This is a genomic window from Pseudovibrio flavus (assembly GCF_009711345.1).
Taxonomy (GTDB): domain Bacteria; phylum Pseudomonadota; class Alphaproteobacteria; order Rhizobiales; family Stappiaceae; genus Pseudovibrio; species Pseudovibrio flavus.
In genome coordinates this window covers 306765-319165 of record NZ_SMMA01000063.1, presented here as the reverse complement: position 1 = coordinate 319165, position 12401 = coordinate 306765, and the positions used below count along the sequence as shown (strand labels likewise).

Here is a 12401-nt window from a genome sequence, read left to right as displayed (position 1 = left end):
TTACAGAGCAGCCAACAAAAAACGGGCCGAGAGATCGGCCCGTTCTTCTTTTGCCATAAGCACTTAAAGCTTACTTGTTTGCGTCAGCCCAACTTTTGATCAACTCGTCGTAATCAACGGTGATCGGCTGTGGCTTCTCGTTGTCGAGCTTTGCCTTTGGCGCGCCCGGCTGAGACAGCCAGTAATCGCGAGACTGTGGCTCGTTCAGCTTTGGACCACATTCCCCCTGAACGCCTGCGCGCTCAAGACGGGCCAGAACCTTATCCTGTGCAGTTGCCAGAGCAGTCATTGCTTCCTGAGCAGTTTTTGCACCGGAAGAAGCATCACCAATGTTCTGCCACCACAGCTGAGCCAGCTTTGGATAGTCAGGAACGTTGGTGCCAGTTGGTGTCCACTGTACGCGGGCAGGGGAGCGGTAGAATTCCACCAGACCGCCCAGCTTTGGCGCACGCTCTGTGAAGGACTCGTGACGCACATCGCTGTCACGAACGAAGGTGAGGCCAACGTGGGACTTCTTCAGAGAAGTAGACTTTGCAACGGTGAACTGGGCATAAAGCCACGCTGCCTTTGCACGGTCTTCCGGAGTGGACTTCATCAGCGTCCAAGAACCAGCATCCTGATAACCCAGCTTCATGCCTTCTTCCCAGTAAGAACCTTTCGGAGAAGGAGCCATGCGCCACTTTGGAGTGCCATCTTCGTTCACAACTGGTAGGCCGTCAGCCACCATGTCTGCGGTAAACGCGGTGTACCAGAAGATCTGCTGAGCAACAGAACCCTGAGCAGGAACTGGGCCAGCCTCGGAGAACACCATACCCGGAGCTTCAGGCGGAGCGTACTTTTTCAGCCAGTCAATGTACTTGTTGATGGAGTAAACAGCGGCCGGTCCATCGGTTGCACCGCCGCGCTCAACGGAAGAGCCAACCGGCGAACAGCCGTCAACACGAATGCCCCATTCGTCAACTGGTAGGCCGTTTGGAATGCCCTTGTCGCCAGCGCCAGCCATAGAAAGCCAGGCATCAGTAAAGCGCCAACCCAAAGACGGGTCTTTTTTACCGTAGTCCATGTGGCCATAGACTTTCTCGCCGTCGATCTCTTTCACATCGTTGGTGAAGAACTCAGCGATGTCTTCATAAGCAGACCAGTTGACCGGCACACCAAGCTCATAGCCATACTTGGCTTTGAACTGAGCTTTGATTTCTGGGTTTGAGAACCAGTCATAGCGGAACCAGTAGAGGTTCGCGAACTGCTGGGAAGGAAGCTGGTAGAGCTTGCCATCCGGGCCGGTTGTGAACGAACGGCCAATGAAGTCCTCTACATCCAGCGTAGGCAGAGTAACGTCTTTACCCTCGTTCGCCATCCAGTCAGTCAAGTTGCGAACCTGCTGGTAGCGGGCGTGGGTACCGATCAGATCGGAGTCGTTGATGTATGCATCGTAGATGTTCTCGCCAGACTGCATCTGGGTCTGAAGCTTCTCTACAACATCACCTTCACCGATCAGATCGTGAGTGACCTTAATGCCGGTGATCTCTGAAAAGGCTTTTGCCAAAACCTTCGCTTCGTATTCATGCGTCGTGATGGTTTCGGAAACCACTTTGATTTCCATGCCTTTGAACGGCTCAGCGGCTTTAACAAACCACTCCATCTCGCTCATCTGATCGTCCATAGAAAGCGTCGATGGCTGGAACTCGTCCGCAACCCATTTCTTCGCAGCTTCCATATCCGCAAATGCAGAACCAGTTGCAGCAAGCAGACCTGCCAGTGCAACCGAGGTCAATAAAGAACCTCTCATTCTTACCTCCCAAGTTTCCCAAGAGTGCGGCGCGTGGCTCAATGTCCCCCCACGCACCTGTGCCTTTGCCCTAAACCCAGCGAAACACCGCTAAGGCGTAGAGAAGGCAAACGCCGAGCGCAAACCAGAGATTTGGCCCGACAAATCCCAACCAGAATAAACAAATGAACGCGCTGCCTAGCAGCGAGATAAAAAGGCGGTCACCGCGCGTAGTATGTAGGCGCAATATGCCAAAGCGCGGGCTGCCACCGGGAACAAACCATTCCCACACCGCCATGCCTGCAATAAGGCTGGCAATTGTTATGAAGAAAATTGCGGTAGGCTGGGTCCATGCCATCCATGAAAGATCCATGTGTACGCCCTCCTAAACCCGCCCGAGGGCAAAGCCCTTGGCTATGTAATTGCGAACAAACCAGATAACGAGCGCACCGGGGATAATGGTAAGCACACCCGCTGCCGCTAGCACGCCCCAGTCTAGCCCTGAGGCGGAAACCGTTCGTGTCATCGTCGCCGCAATAGGCTTTGCATCCGTCGTCGTTAGTGTTCTCGCAATGAGAAGCTCGACCCAAGAGAACATGAAACAGAAGAAGGCAGCGACGCCAATGCCGCTTGCGATCAACGGCATGAATATCTTCACGAAGAAGCGTGGGAACGAGTAGCCATCAACATAAGCCGTCTCATCAATTTCCTTCGGTACGCCCGACATAAAGCCTTCCAAAATCCATACGGCGAGCGGCACATTGAACAGCGTGTGCGCAAGCGCAACTGCAATATGGGTATCGATAAGACCGAAGGCGGAGTAGAGCTGGAAGAATGGCAGCGCAAACACAGCAGGCGGCGCCATCCGGTTAGTTAGCAACCAGAAAAACAGGTGTTTGTCACCGAGGAACCGATAGCGAGAAAACGCATAGGCAGCAGGCAAAGCAACACTTACCGAGATGACAGTGTTGAGCACCACGTAAATGATGGAATTGATGTAGCCGCTGTACCAACTGGAATCTGTAAAGATGACGATGTAGTTCGCCAAAGTAGGGTTCTGCGGCCATAGGCTGAACACCGACAGAATTTCCTGATTGGTTTTGAAGCTCATATTGATGAGCCAGTAGATCGGCAGCATCAAAAACACGATGTAGAGCGTTGGCACCAAGAAGGAAAAGCGGCTGATATCGGCCTTGGAGCGGGTCTTTCGCTGAAAACCCTCTCTGTTGGAACTCGCATTTACCGGCGGCGTTTGAGTATTAGCGTCCAGAGTTGTTGTCATGCCTCGGACCCTCCTTTACTCGCGTTAGCAGTGCTGTCGCTATCGCGGGTCATCAATGTGTAGAAAATCCAGGAAAACAGCAGGATAATAAGGAAGTAGACGAGGGACATGGCAGCTGCTGGCCCAAGATCAAACTGACCGATTGCCATCTTTACCAAGTCGATGCTGAGGAATGTGGTGGAGTTGCCCGGTCCGCCGCCCGTTACTACAAACGGCTCCGTGTAGATCATAAAGCTATCCATGAAACGCAGCAAAACAGCGATCAAAAGCACGCGGTGCATTTTTGGTAGCTGAATGTAACGGAACACGGCCCAACGGGAAGCGCCATCAATACGCGCGGCTTGATAATAAGCCTCTGGAATAGAGACAAGGCCCGCATAGCACAGCAGCACGACAAGGCTTGTCCAGTGCCATACATCCATCACCACAACGGTGATCCATGCGGCCAGCCAGTCCTGCGTGTAGTTGTAGTTGATGCCAAGAGCGTTGAGCGTATAGCCGAGCAAGCCAATATCCACGCGGCCAAACACCTGCCAGATTGTTCCCACCACGTTCCATGGCACAAGTAGCGGCAGTGCCATAAGAACAAGACAGATAGGCACGCCAATACCTTTGCGCGGCATACAAAGCGCAACGCAAATGCCAAGAGGAATCTCGATAGCAAGGATGAGGCCGGAGAACACGAGGTTGCGGGCTAACGCATTATGAAAGCGCTCGGAGTGAAGAAGCTCCTGAAACCAGTCTAGCCCCGCCCAGAAGAACTGGTTGTTGCCGAAAGAATCCTGAAACGAGTAGTTCACCACCGTCATGAGCGGGATTACCGCAGAAAACGCCACCAGCAGAAGAACGGGCAGCACCATGAACCAAGCTTTGTTGTTTAAGGTCTTGTCCATTGCTTAAGCCTCCCGCGCCACGCGCCAGCTATCGGCGTAAAGATTTAGACGCTGAGTATCGAACTCCACCGCCGCGCTTTCCGGTATGCTTTGGTCTTCCGGCACCACCGCGTTAAGCGGCAAACCATCAAGCAAACCACGGACGATCTTGTAACGCCCGACATCTTCTACCGCTTGGATCTGGATAGGCATGCCGCTGCCTGCCTCAGTCAGGCGTACAAATTCAGGCCGAATGCCAAGCTCTGTGTTTTGGGAGGCTGGAGGATTTCCTAGGCCGCTAAGCTCGATAGTGTGCTCACCGATGCGGGCTTGGTTGCCGTTCATTGCGCACTTCAAAATGTTCATGCCCGGAGAGCCGATGAAGTACCCAACAAAGGTATGTTCTGGGTTCTGGAACAACTCATCCGGCGTGCCCACCTGCACCACTTGCCCCTCGTGCATCACCACCACTTTATCGGCAAAAGTGAGTGCTTCGGTCTGATCATGGGTGACGTAAACCATGGTGTAAGCAAACTGACGGTGCAGCTCTTTTAGCTGGGAGCGAAGAACCCACTTCATATGCGGATCAATGACGGTGAGCGGCTCGTCAAACAAAATGGCATTCACATCAGAACGAACAAGACCGCGCCCCAGCGAGATCTTCTGCTTTTCGTCCGCGCCAAGACCTTTCGCCTTGCTTCCCGCTTTATGTTCCAGCGCGATAAGCTCAAGGATATCGCGCGTTTTTCGGCCAACTTCATCTTCCGGAACGCCGCGGTTTCGAAGAGGAAAAGCAAGGTTGTCGTAAACCGTCATGGTGTCGTAGACGACGGGGAACTGGAAAACCTGCGCGATATTCCGGTCCTGCGTGGAATAGTCCTTAACCGACGTTCCATCAAAGAGCAGGTCGCCTTCTGATGGCTTTAAAAGCCCTGAAATGATATTCAGCAGCGTCGTTTTTCCGCAGCCCGACGGACCTAAAAGGGCGTAGGCTCCGCCATCCTCAAAGGTCTGGTGGACCTCCTTGAGCGCATAGTCCTCATCACTTTTGGGATTTGGCTTATAGGAGTGGCGGATATGACTTAGCTCGATACGTGCCATTGTGCGCTCCTCAGGCCGCTTCCATGAGCGCAGAAGCCCGCTGGCCATGCTCATCAAACAAAAGAAAATCGCTAGAGCGCAGATAAACGGGAACGCTAGAACCAGCATCAAGATTACGAACGCCGTGGGTCAGGGCTACCCAGCGCTGGCCGAGAACATCGACATGAACGAAACTCTCTGAGCCTGTAATCTCGCAAACCACAACGGTTCCGGTAACCTCAACAAACTCGCCGTTTGGCCGATCCAACCAAAGGTGATGCGGACGAATACCGGCAGTGTATGTGCCATCAGCCAATGCCTGCTGGTTCGACGCAACAGGAACGCTCGTGCTCTCTCCCAGATCAAAGGATGAGCCGCGTTTTGCTATGCTGAGCGTATTCAGAGGTGGATCAGAGAAGGTTCGCGCCGTCTGAAGGTTTACCGGATTGCGGTAGACATCTAGCGTCGGCCCAAACTGGCTGACCTTGCCGTGATGCAATGTTGCTGTGTTGCCGCCAAGCAGCAAAGCTTCGGCAGGCTCTGTTGTTGCGTAAACAAAAATAGCTCCGCTTTCGGCAAATACCTTCGGCAATTCTGCGCGCAGTTCCTCGCGCAGTTTGTAGTCTAGGTTTGCAAGCGGTTCGTCCATGAGCACCAAACGGGCACCTTTTACAAGGGCACGGGCGAGTGCAGTCCTCTGCTGCTGACCGCCGGAAAGCTCTAGAGGATGACGATCCATGTAAGGCGTCAGCTTCAATAGTTCGGCAGCAGAACGAACCTTCTGATCGATTTCCGCAGGTTTTGTGCCTGCAACCCGTAACGGGGAGGCGATGTTTTCATAAACGGTAAGGGAGGGATAATTGATGAATTGCTGGTAAACCATGGCGACGTCGCGCTTACGTACAGTTATACCTGTAACGTCTTCGCCGTCCATATAAACCGAGCCTGACGTCGGCTTATCCAAACCCGCCATAATGCGCATCAAGGTTGTTTTTCCGGAAAGAGTTGGCCCCAACAAGACGTTGAGCGTTCCTCCCTCAAGGCGCAGTGAAACGCTGTCGATATGCGTTTCAGCCCCCACCTGCTTACTTACATCAGTTAGTTCCAGCATGCCGCCCCTCCCAAGGCATATGCTTTGAAAGCACTATTCTTTTTCAAAATCGTCCAGCATCCAGACCCGATGGCGAACAAAAGCCAAAGGTAAACTGATCAAACCCCTAAAAAATCACAGCACACGTACTTCAAGCCCCTAAGCACGTATCCTGATTACATGAACAGCGCCCCGTCGCGCCGCTTTTCTCCCTCTGCGTTAACGTTGCAGTATGTTTCCTTATTCGTCAATATGAAAATAATCGAAACCAGAATACAGACGTTTTTATAACATTCGAAACCTAGAGGCAGAATCACGCACGCCAAGACTTCATCCCACCATGAAAAGTAGTATGGGCGCAATTCACGATATAATTCCCCATGGCTATTCTTTAGGTGCAGTTTACCGCTGACAAAACTCGCAGGTATTTCACCTCTAAAGGCACCTTCTGACGCAAGCTTCAAAGCCCCGTAGCATCGATAAAATCCGACAACTAATGCACGAAGTAATCCCTACTGGCGAACCGATATAACCTCTGCCTAGGCTTGAGCATCAGGGCAGCAAGTCGCTTGCCTCTCACACCATCAGTGACGATTTCGGGAGGATGAAATGTCGTTCGAGCCAGGTGGAATCTACCCCATTCTCTATGCGTTTTTTAACGAGGACGGCTCGCTCAACCGAGCGAACTTTCAAAAGCAGATCGAACATTGCCTTGCCGCTGGCGCTCACGGCATAGCCATTTTGGGCCTCGTTACCGAAGTTGGATCACTCACACCCGATGAGCGCAAACAAATCATCCGCTGGACTGTAGAAGCAGTGGCAGGGCATGTGCCTGTAGCGACTACTATCGCAGGACGGACAGCGGAGGAACAACGCGCACTAGCGGGCTTCGCGGAAGAAGCGGGAGCGAGCTGGGTTATCTTCCAGCCACCACTAGGGCAAAAGCCGCCAGCTAACGAGCTTCTTGAGTTCTTTGCAGGACTAATGGAAAGCATCGGCATACCCGCTGGCATTCAAAACGCGCCGGAGTTTATGGGTTGCGGCTTGGAAGTTCCGGAGTTGACAGAGCTTTCTCGCCTCCGGCCGAATTTTAAAGTTATGAAAGGCGAGGGGCCGGTCGTAAACGTCAAGCCATACGTTGATGCTCTTGAAGGCAAGGTTAAGGTCTTCAACGGCCGCGGCGGCCTAGAGCTTTACGACAATTTGAAAGCAGGGTGCGCCGGTCTTGTACCCGCCCCGGATTGCGCTGATCTGCAGATAAAACTCTATGATGCGCTGAAGGCTGGCGACGAAATAGCAGCACAAGAATACTACCATAGGTTTCTACCATATGCCGTCTACTCAATGCAGTCCATCGCGACTGCCGTGTTCTACGGCAAGCAGCTTTTTGCAGAAAGAATTGGCTTGGAGGCAGCAGGCCCATGCCGTGCATATTCACTCAGTAACGACCGATTCTATCTTGACGCGGGTCGCCTATGGGCACTGCGACTCGGCCCCTATGCAAACATGAACTAAGAGAAATGGGCCCGCAGCTAACCAGCTCCGGGCTTATCCTTGCCAATCATCTGCTGAAATATTTCACAGTATGTCTGACATGAAAATTTCCAAACCGACATTTGGAAGGTATATCCGGACTTTCATTTTACCGAATATATTTAACAGCATAAGCGATTAAATACTATTTCATCAAAGATGCTTTCACTCTAATCGCAACATAGTCGCACCAAATCATACTATCGGTGATATACGTTAAATATTATTGACGTTCTCTTTGTGATTAAACGATTCATCAAATAATTATTACATGTATGTATTGCATAGTTCGCATTATAGATGCCCTAGCGTAATCGTTTTTAACTTACTTTTACTTTCGCTATAGGTATTGGGACATATATACGACTATGTCTGTTTTAGTTAGCTTTCTCCCACACATAAGGCCATTGAGCATCGGGAGGCTACTAGGTCTATGCGAGCACCATCTGTTCAAGATCTTAGACACAGAACCACTGAAGCTTTGGCCAAGCAGCTCTTCAGCGGACAGATCAAGCCGGGTGATTTTCTGCCCAAAGAGGTTGATCTGGCAGAACAGTTCAGCATTAGCCGAGCTACCGTCCGCGGGGCCTTAGAGACCTTTAACTCCTTTGGCATTATCAAGCGAATTTCCGGTTTAGGCACTCGCGTACAAGCCTATGATAGCTGGAACATTCTTGCACCACAGGTTGCAGAGTGGATTGCGCGATACAGCACGCCGGAGCTTCCATTTTCGAAAGAGATTTTTGATTTCCGTGCTGCCACCGAGCCGTTTCTGGCTATGGAAGCAGCACGCAAGGCAACCGCGCATGATCTGCTGCTCATCGAGAACGCGTGGCAGGGTATGTACCGTGCTTCCAAGTCCTCTGACAGCAGATGGCGGGGCCGTCATTTCCAAGAATACGACTGTGACTTCCATGAGGCGATCTATCAGGCAAGCCATAATCTTGTTTGGGTGCAGATTGCCCGCAGCGTACGGCCAGCGGTGATCTACATCATCCGCCAGACAACCGAGCAGGCAGATGAACTGACTGACAGCTTGGGCCGCCACAAAGCGCTTATGGAGGCTATTCGCCTACGGCAGGTATCAGCTGCACGCGAAGCGGCTCTGCGCATTATCGACAGAACCGCTTTTGACCTGAACCTGACAGACTACGACCGAAATACATTCGAGATTCCATCGCTTTAACAAAGGGACCCTTTGGGCCGCGGTGGCGATAGGCACTGCATCTACTAGGGAGAGATGCAGCAATTAAACCAAACCTCGTGGAGGAAATAATGCTTAGCAAACTCAAGACACTGGCACTGGGAGCTGTAGCTGGTCTTGTAATCGGGGGCGCTGCGAGTGCTGCTGAGTACGAGTGGACTTTCCAGGCATCTGAGTCTGCAGGTGAACCACAGTTCATCCTGAAGCAGGAATGGGCCAAGAAGGTCGAAACCATGACCAACGGCCGCATCAAGGTAGACTTCCTGCCAACCGGCGCTGTTGTTCCGCACAACCAAACCCTTGACGCTGTTGGCGCTGGCATTTTGCAAGGTAAGTCGGATGACCCATCCTACTTTGCAGGTAAAGATCCGGCATTTGCTATGATGGGTAACCTTGTGGGTGCTTGGGGCGACCCACTGGAATTCCTTGAATGGATGAAATACGGCGGCGGTGAAGAGCTCTATAACGAACTCGTTCATCCATACGGCGTGCACCTCATCGGTACTCTGGTTACCGGCGTAGAGTCCTTCCCATCCTCCAAGCCTATCCGCACCATGGACGACCTTAAGGGTCTTAAAGTTCGTGCTCCTGAAGGCATGGTCTATGAAATCTTCGCGAAAGCAGGTGCAGCTCCTGTGAACCTGCCAGGTTCTGAAGTTTACACCGGCCTTGAAAAACGCGTTATCGACGCTGCTGACTACACCGTACTGGCAACCAACCACGACATGGGTCTGCACAAGTTTGCAAAATATCCTGCATATCCAGGCTTCCACTCCCTGCCTATGCTGGACTTCTCTATCAATAAGGAAATCTGGGACAATCTTCCAGCAGACCTGAAGGTTATTCTTGAAACCTCCGTTGATCTTCTTGCTTACGATATGGCTCTGACCCTGAAACAGCGCGACATTAAAGCTGCTGAACAGATCCGTCAGGATCCATCTGTAGAAATGATCGACATGGCTCCAGAAGAACGCGCGAAGTTCCGTAACATCGCGAAAGAAGAATGGAAAGTTTGGGCTGAAAAGTCTGATCTTTGCGGCAAAGTTTACAACAGCGCAACCGAGTTCCTCACCGCTCGCGGCCTGATGTAAGCCCAAGTCTTCATCTTCGAGGTTGCGGCAAGTCCGCAACCTCTTCCTTCTCTAATTCCGACATCTGCATAGCTACTCAAGCACAGGGCGCAAAACCCTGTGAACGGGATTTTTATGGCTGTGCCTTGGATAAGGGTCATCGACATGACGGCGGATAAAGCCGAAAACGGCACCCCAGACATGCAGGGTGGTCTCCCTGAAGATGAACACGCCATGGACGGTATCCAGCGGACGTGGCTTGATCGCCAAATCTGCAAGGTAGGCTCTGTAATTGCCTGGATTATCTTCATCGCGATGGCGATTTCGGTCGTCGAAGTGTTCTCTCGCTATTTCTTCAACTCCCCAACCTCATGGGTACATGAAACCGTTGTGTTTCTTGTTGCCATTTCCTTCGCTATTGGTGGTCCTGTAGCACTTGCCCGCGACAAGCACATCCGCGTGCGCATGATTTATGATGCTCTGCCGATCTCCAAACGCAGATATCTCGACATTCTAAACTGTCTCATCACGCTGCTCTTCTGCTTCGGCTTTGCCTATGCTGCTGCTGTCATGGTTGACACCGCGACCCACAACCCATTCGGCGAAGTACAGTTAGAACGTTCCGGCACATCGTGGAACCCACCATTCCCGGCCTACATCAAGATTGTCATCTTCATCAGCTTGGCCACCATGACTGTGCAGACCGTTCTTCACCTCATCTACTTCCTGCGCGGCGGCGACGAGCGCTTCCTTAATGCAGAGGAGGGCAAGAAATGATCGCTGAATTTCTGCATGAGTTTCTAAACCTCAAAGCGCTTGGTATCGAAACCGGTACTTATGTACTTATTGGCAGTATCTTTCTTCTGCTCCTTACCGGTCTGCCGCTTGCCTTCGTTACTGGTCTTGTTGCGCTAATTTTCACTTTCGGTTGGTTCGGCCCAATGGCCTTGCCGCTGGTAACGGCGCGTATCTACGGCTTCGTTGTCGAATACTCGCTCGTTGCGGTGCCAATGTTCGTGTTCATGGCCTCGCTCCTTGACCGATCGGGTATTGCCAAGGACTTGTTCAACACCATGCGCCTGTTCGCAGGTCGCATTCCAGGTGGTGTCGCCGTTCAAACGCTCTTCGTAGCGTTCTTCCTTGCTGCAATGTCCGGTATTATCGGCGGTGAAATCGTTCTGCTCGGCATTCTCGCACTGCCGCAGATGCTTCGCCTTGGCTATAACCGCAACATTGCAATCGGTGTGTGCTGCGCCGGTGGTGCGCTTGGTACGATGGTTCCGCCATCGATCGTTCTCATCATCTATGGTTTGATGGCATCCGTTTCCATCGCAGACCTCTTTGTGGCAGCTGTTACCCCGGCAACCATCTTGATGCTCAGCTATGTGGCGTATGTTCTCATTCGCTGTCATCTGAACCCTGATCTTGGTCCGGGCCTACCGCCAGAAGAAGCAAACCAGCCTTGGAGCGTTAAGCTCAAAGCTATGAAATCTGTCATTCTACCGGTCATGGTGGCAATGATGGTTCTTGGCTCCATCTACGGCGGTATCGCATCGGTTACCGAAGCGGCTGCAATGGGTGTATTCGGCGTATTGATCTCCATCATCATCCGCCGCGAGTTCACCTTCGATCTAATCAACAAAGCAGTCGTTCAGACCATGAACACCTGCGGTATGATCGTCTGGATCGGTATTGGTGCAGCAACCCTTGTAGGCGTTTACAACCTCATGGGCGGTACGCGCTTCGTATCTGCTGCAATCCTTGGCATGGGCACCTCGCCAGAAGTTATCATCCTAGCGATGATGGGTATCCTGCTGATCCTCGGTCTCTTCCTCGACTGGATCGGTATCGCGATGCTCTGTCTGCCGATCTTCGTGCCAATCGTTGTTCAGCTCGGCTACTCTCCAATCTGGTTCGGTATCCTGTTCTGCGTGAACATGCAGGTTTCCTTCCTGTCTCCACCATTTGGACCGGCGGCCTTCTACCTCAAGGGCGTGGCCCCGCCAGACATATCCTTGAAGGATATCTACATGGCGCTGATCCCGTTCATCTGCATTCAGCTTTGCGTACTGGCACTCCTCCTATTCTTCCCACAGATCTCTATGTGGATGCTCTAGGAGTAACGAAAAAAATGCTGGCGGCGGATTGCGGCTGCCGCCAGCCAACCTCCCAAAACAAAATCGACGTACATCCATCATTCTCAAGCTGTACGCCTCACAAGTTCCTTGCATCACTGTGAAATAGGTACTCCCAATGACTAGTCATAAGCCATCCCGTCGATCTCAAGCATGGTTTGGCGGCGTAGATAAAGACGCCTTCATCCACCGTAGCTGGATGCGCAATCAGGGCCTGCCTGATGACACCTTCGACGGTCGTCCGGTAATCGGCATCGCCCAGACATATTCAGAATTTACCCCGTGCAACGCGCACTTCCGTGAAGTTGCTGAGCATGTAAAGCGCGGCGTACTGGAAGCAGGCGGCGTCGCCTTCGAATTTCCCGTA

11 protein-coding genes and 1 pseudogene are annotated in these 12401 nt (G+C 52.1%); 6 read left to right on the top strand and 6 right to left on the bottom strand.

The genetic code is table 11. The features are described 5' to 3' along the window. Positions 1 to 70: 70 nt before the first annotated feature. The 6 genes and pseudogenes from E1162_RS13300 to E1162_RS13275 form a co-directional block, all read right to left on the bottom strand. Positions 71 to 1789 carry an ABC transporter substrate-binding protein gene (locus E1162_RS13300; protein WP_155131801.1) on the bottom strand — a complete coding sequence of 573 codons (1719 nt, stop codon included), beginning with the start codon at positions 1787 to 1789 and terminating at the stop codon, positions 71 to 73. 70 nt (positions 1790 to 1859) lie between these two features. Further along, entirely contained in the window at positions 1860 to 2141 is a 282-nt protein-coding gene (locus tag E1162_RS13295) for a DUF2160 domain-containing protein (RefSeq protein WP_155131797.1), read from the bottom strand. A gap of 12 nt (positions 2142 to 2153) precedes the next feature. After that, positions 2154 to 2942: pseudogene (locus E1162_RS13290) on the bottom strand (carbohydrate ABC transporter permease); the annotation flags it as partial. A 104-nt stretch (positions 2943 to 3046) separates the two neighbouring features. Next, the gene (locus tag E1162_RS13285) at positions 3047 to 3943 is read right to left on the bottom strand and encodes a carbohydrate ABC transporter permease (protein WP_155131794.1); all 897 of its coding nucleotides are present in this window, start codon (positions 3941 to 3943) and stop codon (positions 3047 to 3049) included. A gap of 3 nt (positions 3944 to 3946) precedes the next feature. Next, a complete protein-coding gene (locus E1162_RS13280) occupies positions 3947 to 5023 on the bottom strand; it encodes an ABC transporter ATP-binding protein (RefSeq protein WP_155131791.1) in 1077 nt (358 codons plus the stop codon). Positions 5024 to 5033: 10 nt separating this feature from the next. Beyond that, positions 5034 to 6113, bottom strand: coding sequence for an ABC transporter ATP-binding protein (locus E1162_RS13275; protein WP_155131788.1), 1080 nt, complete (start codon positions 6111 to 6113; stop codon positions 5034 to 5036). Positions 6114 to 6701: 588 nt separating this feature from the next. On the opposite strand from E1162_RS13275, the gene E1162_RS13270 reads away from it, so the two are divergent. From E1162_RS13270 to E1162_RS19580, 6 genes are all read left to right on the top strand, one after another. Next, complete coding sequence (locus tag E1162_RS13270; protein ID WP_155131785.1) at positions 6702 to 7607, top strand: dihydrodipicolinate synthase family protein; 906 nt, start codon at positions 6702 to 6704, stop codon at positions 7605 to 7607. Between the two features lie 451 nt (positions 7608 to 8058). Beyond that, a complete protein-coding gene (locus E1162_RS13265) occupies positions 8059 to 8811 on the top strand; it encodes a FadR/GntR family transcriptional regulator (RefSeq protein WP_155131783.1) in 753 nt (250 codons plus the stop codon). Positions 8812 to 8900: 89 nt separating this feature from the next. Further along, positions 8901 to 9920, top strand: coding sequence for a TRAP transporter substrate-binding protein (locus E1162_RS13260; RefSeq protein ID WP_155131780.1), 1020 nt, complete (start codon positions 8901 to 8903; stop codon positions 9918 to 9920). Between the two features lie 99 nt (positions 9921 to 10019). After that, positions 10020 to 10676 carry a TRAP transporter small permease subunit gene (locus E1162_RS13255; RefSeq protein WP_371311933.1) on the top strand — a complete coding sequence of 219 codons (657 nt, stop codon included), beginning with the start codon at positions 10020 to 10022 and terminating at the stop codon, positions 10674 to 10676. After that, entirely contained in the window at positions 10676 to 12016 is a 1341-nt protein-coding gene (locus E1162_RS13250) for a TRAP transporter large permease (protein WP_371311936.1), read from the top strand. Before E1162_RS13255 ends, E1162_RS13250 begins: the two co-directional genes overlap by 1 nt. A 136-nt stretch (positions 12017 to 12152) precedes the next feature. After that, on the top strand, positions 12153 to 12401 hold a 249-nt coding region (locus tag E1162_RS19580; RefSeq protein ID WP_257098971.1), incomplete at its 3' end, for a dihydroxy-acid dehydratase domain-containing protein.

Bases quoted from the DNA above. Each gene is read 5' to 3' on its own strand.
- E1162_RS13300 (WP_155131801.1), bottom strand. From the start codon at position 1,789: ATGAGAGGTTCTTTATTGACCTCGGTTGCACTGGCAGGTCTGCTTGCT.
- E1162_RS13295 (WP_155131797.1), bottom strand. From the start codon at position 2,141: ATGGATCTTTCATGGATGGCATGGACCCAGCCTACCGCAATTTTCTTC.
- E1162_RS13285 (WP_155131794.1), bottom strand. From the start codon at position 3,943: ATGGACAAGACCTTAAACAACAAAGCTTGGTTCATGGTGCTGCCCGTT.
- E1162_RS13280 (WP_155131791.1), bottom strand. From the start codon at position 5,023: ATGGCACGTATCGAGCTAAGTCATATCCGCCACTCCTATAAGCCAAAT.
- E1162_RS13275 (WP_155131788.1), bottom strand. From the start codon at position 6,113: ATGCTGGAACTAACTGATGTAAGTAAGCAGGTGGGGGCTGAAACGCAT.
- E1162_RS13270 (WP_155131785.1), top strand. From the start codon at position 6,702: ATGTCGTTCGAGCCAGGTGGAATCTACCCCATTCTCTATGCGTTTTTT.
- E1162_RS13265 (WP_155131783.1), top strand. From the start codon at position 8,059: ATGCGAGCACCATCTGTTCAAGATCTTAGACACAGAACCACTGAAGCT.
- E1162_RS13260 (WP_155131780.1), top strand. From the start codon at position 8,901: ATGCTTAGCAAACTCAAGACACTGGCACTGGGAGCTGTAGCTGGTCTT.